The sequence below is a fragment of the Microbacterium sp. CFBP 8794 genome, assembly GCF_014841235.1.
Lineage (GTDB): Bacteria > Actinomycetota > Actinomycetes > Actinomycetales > Microbacteriaceae > Microbacterium.
In genome coordinates this window covers 663,191-680,949 of sequence record NZ_JACYTT010000003.1, presented here as the reverse complement: position 1 = coordinate 680,949, position 17,759 = coordinate 663,191, and the positions used below count along the sequence as shown (strand labels likewise).

The 17,759-nt window shown below is 68.8% G+C and carries 19 protein-coding genes; 2 read left to right on the top strand and 17 right to left on the bottom strand.

All coding sequences use genetic code 11. The features are described from left to right. Nucleotides 1-130: 130 nt before the first annotated feature. Nucleotides 131-1,114, top strand: a complete 984-nt coding sequence (locus IFU19_RS10595) for an asparaginase (RefSeq protein ID WP_192013684.1) — start codon at nt 131-133, stop codon at nt 1,112-1,114. 112 nt (nt 1,115-1,226) lie between these two features. Here the strand turns inward: IFU19_RS10595 and IFU19_RS10590 are convergent, their stop codons facing one another. The 17 genes from IFU19_RS10590 to prmC all read right to left on the bottom strand — a co-directional run bounded on the left by IFU19_RS10590 (nt 1,227) and on the right by prmC (nt 16,722). After that, entirely contained in the window at nt 1,227-2,759 is a 1,533-nt protein-coding gene (locus IFU19_RS10590) for an APC family permease (RefSeq protein ID WP_055834879.1), read from the bottom strand. Nucleotides 2,760-2,805: 46 nt separating this feature from the next. Then, nucleotides 2,806-3,579: a PP2C family protein-serine/threonine phosphatase gene (locus IFU19_RS10585; protein ID WP_055834876.1), complete on the bottom strand. Its 774-nt coding sequence runs from the start codon at nt 3,577-3,579 to the stop codon at nt 2,806-2,808. Between the two features lie 100 nt (nt 3,580-3,679). Beyond that, nucleotides 3,680-4,660, bottom strand: a complete 981-nt coding sequence (locus IFU19_RS10580; RefSeq protein WP_055936902.1) for an aldo/keto reductase — start codon at nt 4,658-4,660, stop codon at nt 3,680-3,682. A 154-nt stretch (nt 4,661-4,814) separates the two neighbouring features. Further along, nucleotides 4,815-5,510 carry a large exoprotein gene (locus IFU19_RS10575; RefSeq protein ID WP_191915294.1) on the bottom strand — a complete coding sequence of 232 codons (696 nt, stop codon included), beginning with the start codon at nt 5,508-5,510 and terminating at the stop codon, nt 4,815-4,817. Between the two features lie 102 nt (nt 5,511-5,612). Beyond that, entirely contained in the window at nt 5,613-6,362 is a 750-nt protein-coding gene (locus tag IFU19_RS10570) for a YaaA family protein (protein ID WP_192013682.1), read from the bottom strand. 72 nt (nt 6,363-6,434) lie between these two features. Next, nucleotides 6,435-6,695, bottom strand: a complete 261-nt coding sequence (locus IFU19_RS10565; RefSeq protein WP_055834867.1) for a F0F1 ATP synthase subunit epsilon — start codon at nt 6,693-6,695, stop codon at nt 6,435-6,437. 1 nt (nt 6,696) lies between these two features. Next, nucleotides 6,697-8,145 (bottom strand): F0F1 ATP synthase subunit beta, encoded by a 1,449-nt coding sequence (gene atpD / locus IFU19_RS10560; RefSeq protein ID WP_055834865.1) that lies wholly within the window; start codon nt 8,143-8,145, stop codon nt 6,697-6,699. Between the two features lie 21 nt (nt 8,146-8,166). Further along, nucleotides 8,167-9,066, bottom strand: coding sequence for a F0F1 ATP synthase subunit gamma (locus tag IFU19_RS10555; RefSeq protein ID WP_055834862.1), 900 nt, complete (start codon nt 9,064-9,066; stop codon nt 8,167-8,169). 23 nt (nt 9,067-9,089) lie between these two features. Further along, a complete protein-coding gene (gene atpA, locus IFU19_RS10550; protein WP_055834859.1) occupies nt 9,090-10,721 on the bottom strand; it encodes a F0F1 ATP synthase subunit alpha in 1,632 nt (543 codons plus the stop codon). Between the two features lie 61 nt (nt 10,722-10,782). After that, the gene (locus IFU19_RS10545) at nt 10,783-11,574 is read right to left on the bottom strand and encodes a F0F1 ATP synthase subunit delta (RefSeq protein WP_191915293.1); all 792 of its coding nucleotides are present in this window, start codon (nt 11,572-11,574) and stop codon (nt 10,783-10,785) included. After that, nucleotides 11,574-12,128, bottom strand: coding sequence for a F0F1 ATP synthase subunit B (locus IFU19_RS10540; RefSeq protein ID WP_191915292.1), 555 nt, complete (start codon nt 12,126-12,128; stop codon nt 11,574-11,576). Before IFU19_RS10540 ends, IFU19_RS10545 begins: the two co-directional genes overlap by 1 nt. Nucleotides 12,129-12,157: 29 nt before the next feature. Further along, entirely contained in the window at nt 12,158-12,397 is a 240-nt protein-coding gene (atpE, locus tag IFU19_RS16460) for a F0F1 ATP synthase subunit C (protein WP_055834851.1), read from the bottom strand. Nucleotides 12,398-12,440: 43 nt separating this feature from the next. Continuing rightward, nucleotides 12,441-13,247, bottom strand: coding sequence for a F0F1 ATP synthase subunit A (atpB, locus tag IFU19_RS10530; RefSeq protein ID WP_197978624.1), 807 nt, complete (start codon nt 13,245-13,247; stop codon nt 12,441-12,443). A gap of 153 nt (nt 13,248-13,400) precedes the next feature. Further along, nucleotides 13,401-13,862 (bottom strand): hypothetical protein, encoded by a 462-nt coding sequence (locus IFU19_RS10525; protein ID WP_055834849.1) that lies wholly within the window; start codon nt 13,860-13,862, stop codon nt 13,401-13,403. Next, nucleotides 13,859-15,013, bottom strand: coding sequence for an MraY family glycosyltransferase (locus IFU19_RS10520; RefSeq protein WP_055834846.1), 1,155 nt, complete (start codon nt 15,011-15,013; stop codon nt 13,859-13,861). Before IFU19_RS10520 ends, IFU19_RS10525 begins: the two co-directional genes overlap by 4 nt. Next, nucleotides 15,010-15,795 (bottom strand): L-threonylcarbamoyladenylate synthase, encoded by a 786-nt coding sequence (locus IFU19_RS10515; RefSeq protein ID WP_192013680.1) that lies wholly within the window; start codon nt 15,793-15,795, stop codon nt 15,010-15,012. The genes IFU19_RS10520 and IFU19_RS10515 overlap by 4 nt, the downstream gene beginning before the upstream one ends. 39 nt (nt 15,796-15,834) lie before the next feature. After that, a complete protein-coding gene (prmC, locus tag IFU19_RS10510) occupies nt 15,835-16,722 on the bottom strand; it encodes a peptide chain release factor N(5)-glutamine methyltransferase (RefSeq protein ID WP_192013678.1) in 888 nt (295 codons plus the stop codon). A 98-nt stretch (nt 16,723-16,820) separates the two neighbouring features. On the opposite strand from prmC, the gene cysK reads away from it, so the two are divergent. Continuing rightward, nucleotides 16,821-17,759 (top strand): cysteine synthase A, encoded by a 939-nt coding sequence (gene cysK / locus IFU19_RS10505; RefSeq protein WP_055834839.1) that lies wholly within the window; start codon nt 16,821-16,823, stop codon nt 17,757-17,759.

The window sequence follows — 17,759 nt, the reverse complement described above, 5'->3', positions numbered from 1 at the left end:
GCCCCCGCCGACCCTCGGGCGTGAGGTGCCGGTATTTGTCGCTTAGCCCGCGGCCGAAGCGACGAATACCGGCACCTCACGCGGGTGGCAGGCCCGGGATACGAGGGGGCCGCGGGGATACGATGGAGGGATGCCCGCCACGCCCCCCGCCTCCGTCGAGCTCGCCGTCATCGAACGCAGCGGATTCGTCGAGTCCCGCCACTACGGCGTCGCCGTCGTGCTCGCCCCCGACGGTTCCGAGAAGCTGACTCTGGGCGAGGCGTCCGCGTCGTTCCTCCCGCGTTCGAGCATGAAGCCGCTGCAGGCGCTGGCCTGCCTGTCTGCGGGCGCCGACCTGTCCGGTGAGCGTCTGGCGATCGCGATGGCCAGCCACTGCGGCACCGAGCGTCACGTCGAGGTGGCCCGTGGCATCCTGCAGTCGGCCGGGCTGACCGAAGACGACCTGGGCTGCCCCGCCGCGTGGCCGAGCGACACCGCCGCGCGCGACGAGCTCGTCCGCGATCACGGTGCCCCCTCACCCCTGCGGATGAACTGCTCCGGCAAGCACGCGGCCATGCTGCTCACGTGCGTGGCGAACGGCTGGCCCACCGCCGACTACCTCGACGAACAGCACCCCCTGCAGGTGCACATCCGCGAGGTGCTGGAACGTCTCGTCGGCGAGCGCATGACCACGACCGCGATCGACGGCTGCGGCGCCCCGGTCTACGCCATGAGCCTCATCGGCCTCGCGCGCGCGATCCAGCGCATCGCGACCTCGTCGGAGCGCTCCCCCTTCGCCCTGCACCGCAGCGCCGGCACCCTCGTGCGGGCCGTGCGCGAGCACCCGTGGACGATCGACGGCTCCGGTCGCCCCGACACCGTGGTGATCGAGCGTCTCGGCGTCTTCTCGAAGATGGGCGCCGAGGGCGTGCAGGTCATGACGGCCCCCGACGGCACCACCGTGGCGTTGAAGATGCTCGACGGCTCCAACCGCGCCGGCCACGCCGTCGCGCTGCGCTTGCTCGAGCGCGCCGGAGCCCTGTCGCCCGAGGCCGTCGCCGACACTCTGGCCCTGCTGCCGCTCAGCATCTCGGGCGGCGGCCGCGAGGTCGGCGCCATCCGCTCCGCGGTCTGACCCGCCCCGATCCGTCGCGAGACCAGACGCGCAACGTGTGCTCTCGTGGGTGCGCGTGCCCGGCCGGGCACCACGACGCGTCTCCCCGACGCCCGGCCGAGCGGAGCGCGGCCTAGATACCGCCGTCGACCGAGCGCGGGTACGCGATCGGCTCGTCGGGCACGAGCACCTCGGTCTCGCGGTTGAGGCTCTCGCCGCGGAAGAACGGCTTCGACGCGGGGAAGAGGAACCACACGACCATCAGCACGACGCCGATCGCCAACGCGCCGATACCGACGACGAAGGTGCCGCCGATGCCGAACAGCACGGTGTTGCCGTACTCCGGGTCCCACATGTCGATCGCCGACTGCACGAAGGCGTAGGTCAGCATGAGCGCGCCCAGCAGGGGCAGGATGCCGCGGTACACGAGGTTCTTGCCCGAGCGGAACAGCTCGCGCCGGTAGTACCAGACGCAGGCGTAGCCGGTCATGGCGTAGTAGAACGCGATCGCCAGCCCGAGCGACAGGATCGAATCCTGCAGGATGTTGTCGCTGATGAGCGTCATTCCGACGTAGTAGACGCTCGCGACGATACCCATCACCAGCGTCGAGAACGACGGCGTGTGAAAGCGCGGGTGCACGGTGCGGAACCGCTCGGGCAGCGCCTTGTACGCCGCCATCGCGAGCGTGCCGCGCGCCGTGGGCAGAATGGTCGTCTGCGTCGACGAGACCGCCGAGATCAGCACGGCCACGATCAGCACCCAGGCGAAGGGCCCGAAGAGGTCGTCCTTCAGCGCGAGGAACACGTCGTCGGCGTTCTCGGCGTTCGCGAGTCCCGCGCCGTCTTCGCCGACCCCGGCGTACATCATGGCGGCCACCGTGACGGTGACGTAGGTCGCGAGCAGGATGACCGTGGTCAGCAGGGCGGCGCGGCCCGGGATGCGCTTCGGGTCCTTGGTCTCTTCGTTCAGGGCGAGGCAGGTGTCCCAGCCCCAGTAGATGAACAGCGCCAGCAGCACGGCCTCGGTGAAGCCGCTCCAGTCGGTGAACCCCAGCGGGTTGAACCACGCCAGGTCGAACGGCGTCGGGTTGGGTGCGGTGCCGTCGAAGAACTTCCACAGGGCCACGACGACGAACAGCACCAGCACGAGGTACTGCACCGCGAGCAGGATGTTCTGGATCCGCTCGCCGATCTCGACCCCGCGGTAGCTGATGTAGGTCATCGCGGCGATGAACGCCACGCCCGTCGCCGTCACCAGGGGCACGTTCTCGGCGAGCGAGCCGTCGCCGATCAGCGACCAGAGGTAGATGCCGGCGATCTGCGAGAGGTTCGCCAGCACGACCATGCCAGCCACGGCGACGCCCCAGCCGCCCATCCACCCGATCCAGGGGCCGAAGGCCTTGGTCCCCCACGTGAAGGTGGTGCCGCAGTCGGGCATCTCGTTGTTCAGCTCGCGGTAGGCGAAGGCGATGAACAGCATCGGGATGAACGCGAGCACGAAGGCGATCGGCGCCGAGGCGCCGACGGCGAGCACGACGAAACCGAGGGTGGCGACGAGGGAGTAGACGGGAGCAGTGGAGGCCAGTCCGATCACGGTCGAACCCCAGAGTCCGAGCGTCCCGCTGGCCAATCCCTTGCCCGACGTCCGTTCGGGAGCGGAGGTCATATGCCGAACGTAGAATCCGCGGGTCACCGCGGTCAAGAGGAGATTCTCAGGCGGAGCGGCGGGCCACGTCGAGGACGACGATCGTGATGTTGTCGCGACCGCCGTTTTCGAGCGCCGCCGCCATCATGGCTTCGACCGCTGCGGCCGGATCGGCGTTGGCCTCGAGGAAGTGGCGGATGCCGAAATCGGTCAGCTCTTTCGTGAGCCCGTCGGAGCAGATGACGAAACGGTCACCGTCGAGAACGTCGAGGCGCAGGTAGTCGGGCTTGACGGTTTCGCTCGGGCCGACGGCGCGCGTGATCACGTTGCCGTAGGGGTGGTTCTCGGCCTCTTCGGGGCTGAGACGTCCTGCCGCGATGAGTTCCTGCACCACGGAATGGTCGGTGGTGACCTGCACGATCTCGTCGTCGCGCAGCAGGTAGACGCGTGAATCGCCGATGTTCAGGGTGACCCAGTGCGGCTCGTCGGTGTGCGTCTCGAGATACAGGCCGGTGAGCGTCGTGCCGGTGCCCTCGTCGGTGGTCTCGGGGTGGGCGATGATGTCCTTCACCGCGCGCGACAGGGCCTTCTCGATGCTCTTCGACGAGACGGATCCGGTGGCGACGACGGCGCTCAGCCGGTCGACGGTACTCGCACTGGCGATCTCACCGCCCAGGTGTCCGCCCATGCCGTCGGCGACGACGAACAGCGGATACTCGGCGAGCACGGCGTCTTGATTGACCTCGCGACGGCGGCCCGTGTCGGTGCTCGCCGCCCACGACAGCTCGACGTCGCCCGCGCCGAGGGGAACGGTACGCGTGTGGGTGGTCACCTCGGGCACGAAAGATCCTCCGGTTGGCCGACAGCTGCGCCGGCGGAAACGCACGGCTCTGTCATCTTAGTGGACACCCCGGCATCGCCCGGGGACGCGCCGCGCCCCATCATCCCGCCGCGGGATCGGCGGGGAGGGCGAAGATGCCGTCGATCTCGTCGAGGTCGGCGGCGGCGGGGGTCCAGGCCGTGGCGGCCGCGGCGTTGGCCCGCACCTGGTCGGCGCTGGTCGCCCCGGCGATGACGCTCGCCACGTGGGGGTTCGCGAGGAACCAGGCGAACGTCGCCTCGAGCATGCTGATGCCGCGCGCGTCGCAGAAGGCCTGGTAGCGCTCGAGGGCGTCCCACGGCGCGTCGCGCCACAGGTGGGGACGCTGACGCATGATGCGGCTCCCCTCGGGACCGCCCTCGCGCGTGAACTTGCCGGTGAGCAGTCCGTTGTGCAGCGGGAAGAAGGGCAGCAGCCCGAGCCCGAAGCGCTCGGCCGCCGGGAGCACCTCGCGCTCGGCCGCGCGCGCCAGCAGGCTGTACTGGTTCTGGGTCGAGACGAACCGCACTCCGGATGCCGCGTACTCGGCCTCGGCGATCTGCCACCCCGCGAAGTTGGAGTGGCCGATGTATCGCACCTTGCCCTCGCGGACGAGGTCGGCCAGGGCGTCGAGCGTTTCGTCGATCGGCGTGGAGTCGTCGGGGGTGTGCAGCTGGTACAGGTCGATCCAGTCGGTGCGCAGGCGCCGCAGCGAGCCCTCGACGGCACGACGGATGTGCGCGCGAGAACCCTTGGAGCCGCCGGGGAGTGCGGGCGCCAGGTGCGAGTGGCCGAACTTCGTCGCGAGCACCACCTCGTCGCGGCGCCCCTCGAGCGCCTCGCCCATGAGGGTCTCGGACAACCCGAACTCGCGACCGTAGACGTCGGCGGTGTCGAGGAACGTGACCCCCGCGTCGATCGCGGCGCCCAGCACGGCGCGCGTGCCGTCGAGGGTCTCGGTGGCGGTGCCGGCTCGGCCGAAGTTGTTGCAGCCGAGCCCGACGGCCGAGACACGCAGACCGGAGCGACCGACGGAGCGAAGGGGAAGCGCGGGGGATGTCATCCCTCCACGCTATCCCCGACCGACGACACCGGGACCCGAACCCCGCGTGCTCCGGCCGGGTGAAGGCTCTCGGCATCCCGGCGCACCGCGAAGGAGCACAGCGAAGGGCCCCCCGCCGAAGCGGAGGGCCCTCTGCGAAATCAGACCTGCGGCATCAGGCCTGCGGGCCGGCCGGCGGAGCCGGGGGCGGCGGCGTCGGGCCTGCCGCGGGCGGGGTCTGCGGGGGCGTGTAGCCCCGCGCCGGAGGAGCGGTGGGCGGCACGTAGCCCGGCCCCGCGGCGGGCGAGCCGTAACCGGCACCGCCTGCGCCACCCGAGACGTTCTGGTAGGGCTGAACGGGGATGCCGTTCCAGACGGTCTTGTCTGCCAGGAACGTCTTCGCCCACGGCGAGGGACCGACCTCGGGGTTCCAGCGGTTGCTGCTGAAGGCGACGATCGCCAGCCAGATCAAGCCACCGATGCCCGGGATGAGCCAGAGGAACAGCAGGGGCCAGTCCTTACCCAGCTTGAGCCCGATGCGGTACGAGTACATGAGACCCGCGGCGAGGGGCACGAGCGACAGGATCCAGCCGATCACCGGGATGTTCGAGAGGACGCTGGAGGCGACGACGGCGATGAGGAAGACCCACGGCGAGAGATCGCCGAGCTTCGCGGCGACCAGGGTGTTGTAGATCGGCACCCACGCGCGCCACTTGCCCTGCACACCCGCCTTCTCGAAGATCTTCATGTAGAGGAACGACGAGACGACGTAGGCGATGGCCACGAAGAAGAGCAGGATGGGGATCAGAATGGCCAGGAACGCCAGCGCTGCGAAGCCGCCGTCGTCTGAGTAGTAGTAGGAGTCATCCATTGCGGATTCCTTTCCAGGCGAATGCGCGGCGGAGCGTCCGTGCGCCCCGTGCGAGTCACATGCTAGCGAAGCTGAGACTTTCCTGACAGGGCCACGCCGGGCTCAGACGACAAGCTCCACCTCACCCGCCGGCATTTCGCGAACGATCCACCCCGCGCCGCCCGCCCACGCGACGAAGTCGGCGCGCGTCGCGATGTCGGGGCTCGACAGGGCCAGCGCGCGAACGAGATCACCCTTGGCGTGTTTGTTGAAGTGGTTCAGCGCACGCACCGCGCCCCCCTCGCCCTCGGTCACCACCCGCACGTATGCCGCGTCGACCCCCGCCGGCACCGGTCCGAGCGCCACGTACGCCTCCGAGCGCAGGTCGAGCACGAACGACGCGCCCCGCGCCGACAACGCCGTCGTCACGGCCTCCGCCCAGACGCGGCGCAGCGCCGGCAGCCCCGGCACCGACGTCCCCGCGGCCAACCGGTACGCCGGAATGCCGTCGAGGGCGCCGACCGGCCCGAAGGGCGCCGAGTGCACCAGCACGTGCGCGCCGAGCCAGGAGCGCTGCTCGGCGTTCAGGGTCCCGGCATCCAGCGCGTCGAAAAGCACGCCGGTGTACCGGTCGATCGCCGGCAGGGTCGGCGCCGAGCGCAGGGCCGCATTGTCGGCGACCTCGTGTCGGCGCTTCGCGCTGAGCTTGAGCACGCGGGCGGCCTCGTCCTCGTCCGACGACAGAGCGACGAGCGCGTCGATCACGGCCGCACGGTGCGGTCGCAGGGAGGGCAGAGCGAGAGCCCCGAGGTCGAGCGGGGTGCCGTCACCGCCCGGGCGCTTGGTTTCCGACGGGGGAAGCAGGACCAGCATGAACACCCTTGCACGGGAAAGACGCGCGCCGCCCGGCGAACCGGGCGACGCGCGTCGTGATCGAAGAAGTCGTCAGGAGACGAGGGCGGCGTTACCGGCGACGATGGTGAGTTCGTCGTCGGCCATCGACAGGAAGCCGTCCTTGGCGTTGGCCAGGATCTTCGTGCCGTCGGTCCGCGTGATGCGCACCTCACCCTGAGCGAGGATAGCGAGCACCGGCTCGTGACCCTGCATGAAGCCGATCTCGCCCTCGACGGTCTTGGCCACGACGAGAGATGCTTCTCCCGTCCACACCTCGGCGTCGGCCGAGACCAGGCTCACACGCAACGACATGTCAGCCGTTCTCCTTCTGGATCTGCGCCCACTTCTCTTCGACGTCGCCGATGCCGCCGACGTTGAAGAACGCCTGCTCGGCGACGTGGTCGAAGTCACCCTTGACGATGGCGTCGAACGACTCGATGGTCTCCTTGATCGGGACCGTGGAGCCCTCGACGCCGGTGAACTTCTTCGCCATGTAGGTGTTCTGCGAGAGGAACTGCTGGATGCGGCGTGCACGCGACACGACGATCTTGTCTTCCTCGGAGAGCTCGTCGACACCGAGGATGGCGATGATCTCCTGGAGTTCCTTGTTCTTCTGCAGGATCTGCTTCACCGAGGTGGCCACGCGGTAGTGGTCGGCACCGATGTAGCGCGGGTCGAGGATGCGGCTCGTCGAGCTCAGCGGGTCGACGGCCGGGTACAGACCCTTCGACGCGATCTCACGCGAGAGCTCGGTGGTGGCATCCAGGTGGGCGAACGTGGTCGCCGGCGCCGGGTCGGTGTAGTCGTCGGCGGGCACGTAGATGGCCTGCAGCGAGGTGATCGAGTGGCCACGCGTCGAGGTGATGCGCTCCTGGAGCACACCCATCTCGTCGGCGAGGTTGGGCTGGTAACCCACTGCCGAGGGCATGCGGCCCAGCAGCGTCGAGACCTCGGAACCGGCCTGCGTGAAGCGGAAGATGTTGTCGATGAACAACAGCACGTCCTGCTTCTGCACGTCGCGGAAGTACTCCGCCATCGTCAGCGCCGACAGGGCGACGCGCAGACGCGTTCCCGGCGGCTCGTCCATCTGGCCGAACACGAGGGCGGTCTTGTCGAAGACGCCCGCCTCTTCCATCTCGTGGATCAGGTCGTTGCCCTCACGGGTGCGCTCACCGACACCGGCGAACACCGACACGCCACCGTGGTCCTGCGCGACGCGCTGGATCATCTCCTGGATGAGGACGGTCTTGCCGACGCCGGCACCACCGAACAGGCCGATCTTTCCACCCTGCACGTACGGGGTGAGAAGGTCGATGACCTTGATGCCGGTCTCGAACATCGTGGTCTTCGACTCGAGCTGGTCGAAGCTCGGCGCCTTACGGTGGATGCCCCAGCGCTCGGTGATCTCGACGGTCTCGCCGGGCGCTGCGTTGAGCACCTCGCCGGTGACGTCGAACACCTTGCCCTTGGTGACATCGCCGACGGGCACCGAGATGGGGCCGCCGGTGTTGCGCACTTCCTGGCCGCGCACGACACCGTCGGTCGGCTTCAGGGCGATCGCGCGAACGAGGTCGTCACCGAGGTGCTGGGCGACCTCGAGCGTGATCTCGTTGGAGACGCCGTCGATGACGATCGTCGTCTTCAGCGCGTTGTAGATCTCGGGGATCGAGTCGTGGGGGAACTCGATGTCGATGACCGGGCCGGTGACGCGCGCGACGCGCCCGACGACGGTCGCGTCGCTCTTCTCGGCGGTGAGGCTCATGGCTTCTTCTCTCCTTGGGACTTACTTGCCGGATGCCAGAGCATCGGCGCCGCCGACGATCTCGGCGATCTGCTGCGTGATCTCCGCCTGACGCGCGTTGTTGCGCAGGCGGGTGTAGTCGGTGATGAGCTTGTCGGCGTTGTCGCTGGCCGACTTCATGGCCTTCTGCGTGGCGGCGTGCTTTGCCGCCGACGACTGCAGGAGGGCGTTGAAGATTCGGCTCTGCACGTACACCGGCAGGAGCGCGTCGAGAACGGTCTCGGCGTCCGGCTCGAATTCGTAGAGCGGGTAGACGGTCGCGGGGGCCGCGGCGGTGTCTGCTTCGACCACCTCGAGAGGAAGCAGGCGCACCGTCTCGGGCGACTGCGTCATCATGCTGACGAAACGGTTGTAGACGAGGTGAATCTCATCGACGCCGTCGTTCTCGCCGGAGCGGCGGTACGACTCCAGAACGGCGGCCGAGATCTCTTCGGCCGTCGAGAACTGGGGCGTGTCCGTGTCGCCGGTCCACTGGGCCTTGCTGGCCATGCGTCGGAACTGGAAGTAGCCGACGGCCTTGCGACCCACGAGGTAGTACTCCACCTCTTTGCCCTGCGAACGCAGCAGCTCGCTCAGCTCGAGACCCTCACGGAGGATCTGCGAGTTGAACGCGCCCGCGAGTCCGCGGTCGGAGGTGAAGATCACCACGGCGGAGCGACGGATGGTCTCACGCTCGGTGGTCAGCGGGTGGTCGACGCTCGAGTGCGTCGCCACCGCCGACACCGCGCTGGTCACGGCACGCGCGAAGGGCGACGCCGCGCGCACACGCGCCATCGCCTTCTGGATGCGCGACGCAGCGATGAGCTCCATCGCCTTCGTGATCTTCTTGGTCGTCTGAGCAGAACTGATCTTCTGCTTGTAGACCCGTAGTTGTGCGCCCATGATTCCGTTCTCGTGTCGTCGCTTTAGCGACGGCCCTTGACGATCCGCTCCTGGTTGACGTCTTCGGCCTCGGCGGCCTCGACCTTCTCGGTGCCGACCAGAGCCTGGTCGTCGCCCGCCTGGAACTCGAGGATGAACTGGTCGACCTTCTGCGTGAGCTCGGCGACGGTGTCGTCGCCCAGCACGTTGGTCTCGCGCAGCGTGTCGAGCACGGTCGAGTTGCGACGCAGGTAATCGAGCAGCTCGCGCTCGAAACGCAGCACGTCGGAGACCTCGATCGTGTCGAGCTTGCCGTTCGTTCCGGCCCAGATCGAGACGACCTGCTCCTCGACGGGGTACGGCGAGTACTGCGGCTGCTTGAGCAGCTCGGTCAGGCGCGCACCGCGGGCGAGCTGACGACGCGACGCCGCGTCGAGGTCGCTGGCGAACATCGCGAACGCCTCGAGCGAGCGGTACTGAGCGAGCTCGAGCTTCAGCGTTCCCGAGACCTTCTTGATCGACTTCACCTGGGCGTCACCACCGACGCGCGAGACCGAGATACCCACGTCGACCGCGGGACGCTGGTTGGCGTTGAACAGGTCGGACTGCAGGAAGATCTGGCCGTCGGTGATCGAGATCACGTTGGTCGGGATGTACGCCGAGACGTCGTTGGCCTTGGTCTCGATGATGGGCAGACCCGTCATCGAACCGGCGCCGAGCTCGTCGGACAGCTTCGCGCAACGCTCGAGCAGACGCGAGTGCAGGTAGAAGACGTCGCCGGGGTACGCCTCGCGGCCCGGCGGGCGGCGCAGCAGCAGCGACACGGCGCGGTAGGCCTCGGCCTGCTTCGACAGGTCGTCGAAGATGATCAGGACGTGCTTGCCCTCGTACATCCAGTGCTGGCCGATGGCCGAACCGGTGTAGGGAGCGAGGTACTTGAAGCCGGCTGGGTCCGACGCGGGGGCCGCGACGATGGTGGTGTACTCCATCGCGCCGGCCTCTTCGAGCGCGCCCTTCACCGAAGCGATGGTCGAGCCCTTCTGGCCGATGGCGACGTAGATGCAACGCACCTGCTTGTTGACGTCGCCCGACTCCCAGTTGGCCTTCTGGTTGATGATCGTGTCGATCGCGATGGCCGTCTTACCGGTCTGGCGGTCGCCGATGATCAGCTGACGCTGGCCACGGCCGACGGGGATCATGGCGTCGATGGCCTTGATGCCGGTCTGCAGGGGCTCGTGCACGCTCTTGCGCTGCATGACGCCCGGAGCCTGGAGCTCGAGGGCACGACGGCCGGAGGTCGCGACCTCGCCGAGGCCGTCGATCGGGTTGCCGAGCGGGTCGACCACGCGGCCGAGGTAGCCCTCGCCGACGCCGACCGAGAGCACCTCGCCGGTGCGGGTGACCGGCTGGCCCTCTTCGACGCCGGAGAACTCGCCGAGCACGACGACGCCGATCTGGTTCTCGTCGAGGTTCTGCGCCAGGCCGAGCGTGCCGTCCGCGAAGCGCACGAGCTCGTTCGCCATGACACCGGGGAGGCCTTCGACGTGAGCGATGCCGTCACCGGCATCCACGACCGAACCGACCTCGTTCGCCGCGGCGCCAGTGGCCTCGTAGGCGTTGACGAAGTCCTTCAGCGCGTCACGGATGACGTCGGGGCTGATAGAGAGGTCTGCCATTGTCTTCCTTCGTTCGTGGGGCCATCGGCCCCCAGATCTCCGCCCGTTCAGGCGGGAAGTCTTAGCCTGCGATCCGCTGCCGCAGGTCGGCGAGACGCGCCGAGACGCTCGCGTCGATGACGTCGTCGGCGATCTGCACGCGCAGTCCACCCACCACCGTCGGGTCGATGACCGTGTTGAGGGTCACGACGGCGCCGTACCGGGCGCCGAGGGCGTTCTGCAGACGGGTCGCCTGCTCCTCGCTGAGCGGAGCGACGGCGTGCACCGTGGCCACGACGCGACCGCGCTGCTCGGCGACGAGCCGCTCGGCCCACCGCAGGAGCGAACGCACGCGACGCTCACGGGGCTGCCGCACGAGCGACGAGGCGACCAGCACCGTGGCGGCGCTGACGCGACCCTCGAGAAGCGACGCGACGAGCGCGCCCTTCGCGGCGGGCTCGCCCACACGGCTGCCGAGCGCGAGCTCGAGTTCGCCGTTGGCGGCGACGGTGCGCGAGAACTGGAACAGCTCCCCCTCGACGTCGCTCTGCGTGTCGGCCACGGCGGCGGCACGGATCGCGAGCTCTTCGAGCCCGTCGATCAGGTCGCTGACGCTCGACCAGCGCTGCTCGACGACGGAGCGCAGCAGCGCCACCGTCGTCGGAGCGAACGACGGGCCGAAGACGGCCGTGACCACGTCGGCCCGCGCCGAAGCGGGCGCCGACGAGTCGGCCAGCGCGCCGCTCAGGTGCGACGACGAGTCCACGGTGCGTGCCGCGGCGAAGAGCTCGCGGGTGACGTCGAGGTCGACACCGCTCGCGGCGCCGAGGGCGCCGGCGACGGTTGCCCGCGCCTGAGTGGTCGCGCTGCCCATTACTTGGCCGCCTTCTCGGATGCCTCGAGGTCGGCCAGGAAGCGGTCGACCACGGCCTGCGCCTTCACGTCGTCGGAGAGGGACTCCCCGATGACGTTGCCGGCGAGGTCGACGGCGAGCGTGCCCACCTCGGCGCGCAGCGACACCAGAGCGGTCTGACGCTCGGCCTCGATCTGCGTGTGCGCCGCAGCGGTCAGACGAGCCGCTTCGAGAGACGCGGTGTCCTTGGCCTCGTTGACGATCTTGCGACCGTCTTCACGAGCGGACTCGCGGATCTCGCCGGCCTCTTTACGAGCGGCGGCGAGCTGCGCGGTGTACTCCTCGAGAGCGGCCTCGGCCTTGCGCTGAGCCTCGTCGGCCTTCGCGATGTTGCCCTCGATGGCCGTGCTGCGCTGATCCAGCACCGCGCCGACGCGCGGAAGCGCGATGCGCCACACGACGAAGGCGATGATGATGAAGCAGACGAGCGACCAAACGATGTCGTAGACAGCGGGCAGCAGCGGGTTACCGCTGGAGCCTTCCTCGGCTGCGACCGTGACAAGAGCCTGAAGCATCCTGTCTCCTTACTCGGGGATCGGGTGGATCAGAGCGCGCCGAAGATGAAGGGCGTGGCGATGCCGATCAGCGCGAGGATCTCGATGAAGGCGACACCGATGAACATGGTGGTCTGCAGGCGGCCGGCGAGCTCGGGCTGACGGGCGGTCGACTCGATGGTCTTGCCGATCATGATGCCGAGACCGATGGCCGGGCCGATGGCAGCGAGACCGTAGCCCACGGTCGCGATGTTGCCCGTGACCTGAGCGAGAATCGTCGTTGCGTCCACTGAGGGTTTCCTTTCGTAGGGCGAACAGCCGGGCGGCTGGTCGTCAGTGCTCTTCCGCCACCGCGAGCTGGATGTAGACCGCGGTGAGGATCGTGAAGACGTAGGCCTGCAGCAGCGCCACGAACACCTCGAAGAGGGTGAACGCGAACCCGAGGGCCAGCGTTCCCGCAGCGAGAGGCGTGAGCAGGTTGAAGCTGAAGAAGAAGAACTGGGTGGCCGAGAAGAACAAGACGAGCATGAGGTGCCCGACGATCATGTTCAGCAGCAGTCGGAGGAAGAGCGACACGGGCCGTGCGATGAAGACCGAGATCAGCTCGACGATCGCGATGATCGGCACGAGGTAGACAGGCACACCGCTCGGCACGAGCGAGTTCTTCAGGAAGTGACCCACGCCGTGGCGCCGGATGCCCGCGTAGACGAATGCGACGTACGCGGTCAGGGCGAAGACCAGCGGTGCTCCGGCCACCGAGGTACCCGGGATGTTGAGTCCGGGGATGACACCGGTGAGGTTGAGCGCGAGGATCGTGAAGAACATCGCGGTCAGCAGCGGAAGGAAGCGCTTGCCGTCCTTCTCGCCGAGGACCTGGAAGGCGATCTGCTCGCGGATGAATCCGAAGCCGAGCTCAATCACGCTCTGGAAGCGACCGGGCACGACCGTCATGCGGCGCGTGCCGACGACGATGATGAGAACCATCACCGCGGTGGCGAGCAGCTGCACGACGGTGATGCGCGTGACCGCGAACGGCGTCCCGGCGAACAGCAGTTCGGGCGGGAAGAAGTCCGAGATGGACGGGGGGTGGAATGTGTTCGCGTCAGCAACGATGTGCGCGATCGTATTCGCCTGAGTCAACGGGGTGGCTCCAGCTTCTCGAGCCGCAACGAAGCGGTTCGGGGAGGGTGGGAAACGTCTCTCCCCGGGGCCTCGGCGTTACCGCCGCACACCGGCCGAGGTGCGTATGAACACAGTATCAAAGATCGGTGGATTTGCGGCATCCGAGTGTGGTCAGACCTCATTGGGATCACTGTGCGTCGGCAGGACGGTCTCGGAGACCGCGGGAAGACGCATGCGCGAGATGACGACGAGGTCCACGACGAGCGAGCTGACGGCCGTAGCCAGGAGTGCGAAGAAGAACACCGGCGCCACCACCCACTCCAGGCGCAGCAGCACCAGGAAGGCCACGATGACGAGCACGAACTTCAGCAGCCATCCGCCCAGCACCACGCCGAAGAAGATCTGCAGCCACGACGGGTGGCCGTAGAAGCGGTTGGCGACCAGGATGCTCACGGCCGTCAGCGCCGGGAAGATGGCGCCCACCGCGGCTCCCACTCCCCCGCTGAGCGCTCCGTCACCCCCGGCGACGAGAGCGCCCACCCCGACGGCGACGACGAGCACGACCACCGCGACCACCGCCGACCAGATCAGGGCGGCGCGCAGAACGGGGGTGCTGGAGAGCGGGGCGGTCATGACGGTTCCTCACGGACGGGGCGACGCGCGAAGCGCCGGGACGGAAGCAGGGTGAGCACCACGCAGGCGGCGACGCCGACGATGCCGAAGACGATGCCGAAGGCGTAGTCGCCGGGCCAGCTCTGCTGGGTGCCGATGTACATGAGCAGGAACGCCAGGCTCACCACGGCGGTCCAGCTGTAGAAGATGAGCACGGCATCGCGATCGGTGTGACCCATGTCGAGCATGCGATGGTGCAGGTGTTTGCGGTCGGGCGAGAACGGCGAGCGTCCGGCCCACTGGCGCCGCGCGACGGCGAGCCCGAAGTCGAGCAGGGGAAGCAGCACGATCACGACCGGCAGCAGGATGGGGATGAACGCACCCAGCAGCTGCGATCGCCCGATCTTCTCGGGGTCGAGCACGGCGGGGTCGAGCTGCCCGGTGATCGCGATGGCCGAGCTCGCCATGAGCAGACCGAGCATGAGAGCGCCGGCGTCGCCCATGAAGAGCTTGGCGGGCGTCCAGTTCATCGGGAGGAACCCGAGGCAGGCCCCCACCAGCACCGCCGCGATGAACGACGCCAGGTTGAAGTAGGTGCTGGCGCCGGTGTCGCGCACGAGCAGGTACGAGTACGCGAAGAAGACCCCGTTGGCGATGAGGCAGACCCCCGCGACCAGACCGTTGAGGCCGTCGATGAAGTTCACGGCGTTCATGACGACGACGAGGGCGAAGACGGTGAGCAGGAAACTCACCCAGCTCGACCCGACCGTGAGGGCGCCGATCGGCAGCGAGAGGATCTGCAACTGGCCGAACCAGGCGATGATCCCGGCGGCGATGAACTGCGCGCCGAGCTTGATCATCCAGTCGAGGTCCCACAGGTCGTCGGCGACACCGACGAGGACGATCAGCAGCACCGCACCCAGCAGCGAGAGAACCGGAACCGGGTCGGTCCAGAAGATCGAGAAGTAGGGGTTGCGGCTCGACAGTGCGAAGGCGGCCACGACGCCGAGGAACATCGCCACCCCGCCCAGGCGCGGAGTCGGCGTCTTGTGCACGTCGCGATCGCGGATCCCGGGGTACAGCTTGAACCGCAGGGCGAGCTTCCACACCACCCACGACAGCGCCAGCGTCACCGCTGCCGTGAAGAGGATGGTGAGAAGGTACTGGGTCACGGACCCGGCGCCTCGGAATCCGGGGTCTCGTGAGCGTCGGCCCGCGGCGCGGGGTCGGACGACGAGGGGGTGTCGAGCGACACGGGAGCGGACGGGGTCACGTCGCGGTCGTCGAGCGGGTCGGGCTCGAGCAGGTCTCCGAGCACCTCGCGAAGGCGCTCGCGCGAGATCGCCCCCTCGCGCAGCACCCGCACCCGGGGCTCCGCTCCCCCGACCAGGGTGGTGGCGTCGACGATGGTCGAGGCGATGCCGGTCTCGCTCACCCCGGCGTCGAGATAGGCCGCGACACTGTCGCCGAGCATGTCGCGCGCGGAGTCGATGTTCACCGCGGCGGGCATGCCGGTGCGGTTGGCGCTCGAGACGGCGAGGGGACCGGTCTCTTCGAGCAGTTCGAGGGTGAGCTTGTGGGCTGGCATGCGCACGGCCACCGTGCCGTGGGTGTCGCCGAGATCCCACGAGAGCGAGGGCTGGGCGGGCAGCACGATGGTCAGACCCCCGGGCCAGAACTCGCGCACGAGGTCGTCGACCGCGGGCGGGATCTCGGCGACGAGGGCGCGGAGCGTCCCGACGCCCGCGACGAGCACGGGCGGCGGCTGCTGGCGGCCGCGGCCCTTCGCCTCGAGGAGTCCCGCGACGGCGCGCGCATTGAACGCGTCGGCGGCGATTCCGTAGACGGTGTCGGTGGGGAGCACGACGAGTTCGCCTCGGCCGATCGCCTGACGCGCGTGGCGCATTCCGGGAAGCAGCTGCGACTCGTCACGGCAGTCGTAGACGGGTGACATAACGCGCGCCAGTCTAGTCGCGCGCGCGCTCGGTCACGGTCAGGGTCGTACGGCCGTCGTCGCGCGGTCCCGGGCAGTGAGGTCGGGGTGCGTCGCCGCCGCGCGCCAGCCGTCGGCGGTGAGGATGTCGCGGATGGCCGCTCCCTGCCACTCGCCGTGCTCGATGACGATCGAGCCGCCGGGATGGGCGAGACGCAGACCCACCCGGCTCAGCTGTCGAACGGCATCCAATCCGTCGGGTCCGCCGTAGAGCGCCGCCGGCGGGTCGTACAGCCGCACCTCCGGATCACGGGGAATCGCGTCGTCGGGCACGTAGGGCGGGTTGGATGCCACGACCGACACCGTGCCGTCGAGCTCGGGGAACGCGTCGGCGAGGTCGATGAAGGCGAGCGTGACGTTGCGCGCGCCGATGCGGGCGGCGTTCTGCTTCGTCCAGATGTAGGCGTCGACCGAGTTCTCGGCCGCGAAGACCCGCGCGTGCGACACCTCGGTGGCCATCGCGAGCGCGATCGCGCCGCTGCCCGTGCCGAGGTCGACGGCGATCGGACTCTCGGATGCCACGGAGCGCAACGCGTCGATCGCCAGTTGCGCCACCATCTCGGTCTCGGGTCGCGGCACGAAGACGCCCGGCCCGACCGCCAGTTCCAGGGAGCGGAAGGGCGCGAGACCCGTCAGGTGCTGCAGCGGTTCGCGCGCGCAGCGTCGGTCGACGAGCGGCGCCAGGGCCGCGACGGCGGGGGGTGGCATCCGATCGCCCCGGATGGCGGCGGCCTGCACTCCCCCGCGAGAGGAGTCGAGCACGTGCGCGACGAGCAGCTCGGCGTCGACCTGCGGGTCGGGGACTCCGGCTGCGCCGAAGCGCCGGGCGGTGTCGCGGACGACGTCGGCGACCGACGGCGGGGCGGGGGCGGGGACGGTCTCTGGCATGACGGGAGCCCAGCCTAGTCGCGCGGCGTCATACGGCCGGAGATGTCGGTGGCCTCGCCTAAAATGAGGGGGTTCTGATCGACGGCGAAAGGCAAGCCATGCCCGGCATCCACTCCGACATCACCTCTGCGTTCGGCGACACGCCGCTCGTGCGACTGAACCGCGTGGCGGAGGGTACCGACGCGCAGATCCTCGCGAAGCTCGAGTTCTACAACCCGGCTTCCAGCGTGAAGGACCGACTGGGCATCGCCATCGTCGACGCGGCCGAAGCCTCGGGCGAGCTGAAGCCGGGCGGCACGATCGTCGAGTCCACCAGCGGCAACACCGGCATCGCCCTCGCCATGGTGGGCGCGGCCCGCGGGTACAAGGTCATCCTGACGATGCCGGCGTCGATGTCGAAAGAGCGTCGCATCCTGCTCAAGGCCTTCGGCGCCGACCTCGTGCTGACCGACCCCACCAAGGGCATGTCGCACGCCGTCGACGAGGCCAAGCGCATCGTGGCCGAGACCCCGGGAGCCGTCTGGGCCCGCCAGTTCGAGAACGAGGCGAACCCGGCGATCCACCGCAAGACGACGGCCGAAGAGATCCTGCGCGACACCGACGGCAAGGTCGACTACTTCGTGGCCGGCATCGGCACGGGCGGCACGATCACGGGCGTCGGCCAGGTGCTCAAAGAGCGCGTGCCCGGGGTGCAGATCGTCGCCGTCGAGCCGGCCGACTCCCCCGTCCTCACCAAGGGCCACCCCGGACCCCACAAGATCCAGGGCATCGGTCCCAACTTCGTGCCCGCGATCCTCGACCGCGACATCATCGACGAGGTCATCGACGTAGAGTTCGACGACGCGATCCGTCTGGCCCGCGAGACCGCGGCCAAAGACGGCATCCTGGTCGGCATGTCGTCGGGTGCCGCCATCTGGGCGGCTCTCGAGGTGGCCCGCCGCCCCGAAGCCGCCGGTAAGAACATCGTCGTGATCATCCCCTCGTACGGCGAGCGGTACCTCTCGACGGCCCTGTACGAGCACCTGCGCGAAGACTGA

Coding starts and splice junctions, on each gene's coding strand:
- IFU19_RS10595 (WP_192013684.1), top strand. CDS start 131: ATGCCCGCCACGCCCCCCGCCTCCGTCGAGCTCGCCGTCATCGAACGC.
- IFU19_RS10590 (WP_055834879.1), bottom strand. CDS start 2,759: ATGACCTCCGCTCCCGAACGGACGTCGGGCAAGGGATTGGCCAGCGGG.
- IFU19_RS10580 (WP_055936902.1), bottom strand. CDS start 4,660: ATGACATCCCCCGCGCTTCCCCTTCGCTCCGTCGGTCGCTCCGGTCTG.
- IFU19_RS10575 (WP_191915294.1), bottom strand. CDS start 5,510: ATGGATGACTCCTACTACTACTCAGACGACGGCGGCTTCGCAGCGCTG.
- IFU19_RS10570 (WP_192013682.1), bottom strand. CDS start 6,362: ATGCTGGTCCTGCTTCCCCCGTCGGAAACCAAGCGCCCGGGCGGTGAC.
- IFU19_RS10565 (WP_055834867.1), bottom strand. CDS start 6,695: ATGTCGTTGCGTGTGAGCCTGGTCTCGGCCGACGCCGAGGTGTGGACG.
- atpD (WP_055834865.1), bottom strand. CDS start 8,145: ATGAGCCTCACCGCCGAGAAGAGCGACGCGACCGTCGTCGGGCGCGTC.
- IFU19_RS10555 (WP_055834862.1), bottom strand. CDS start 9,066: ATGGGCGCACAACTACGGGTCTACAAGCAGAAGATCAGTTCTGCTCAG.
- atpA (WP_055834859.1), bottom strand. CDS start 10,721: ATGGCAGACCTCTCTATCAGCCCCGACGTCATCCGTGACGCGCTGAAG.
- IFU19_RS10545 (WP_191915293.1), bottom strand. CDS start 11,574: ATGGGCAGCGCGACCACTCAGGCGCGGGCAACCGTCGCCGGCGCCCTC.
- IFU19_RS10540 (WP_191915292.1), bottom strand. CDS start 12,128: ATGCTTCAGGCTCTTGTCACGGTCGCAGCCGAGGAAGGCTCCAGCGGT.
- IFU19_RS10525 (WP_055834849.1), bottom strand. CDS start 13,862: ATGACCGCCCCGCTCTCCAGCACCCCCGTTCTGCGCGCCGCCCTGATC.
- IFU19_RS10515 (WP_192013680.1), bottom strand. CDS start 15,795: ATGTCACCCGTCTACGACTGCCGTGACGAGTCGCAGCTGCTTCCCGGA.
- prmC (WP_192013678.1), bottom strand. CDS start 16,722: ATGCCAGAGACCGTCCCCGCCCCCGCCCCGCCGTCGGTCGCCGACGTC.
- cysK (WP_055834839.1), top strand. CDS start 16,821: ATGCCCGGCATCCACTCCGACATCACCTCTGCGTTCGGCGACACGCCG.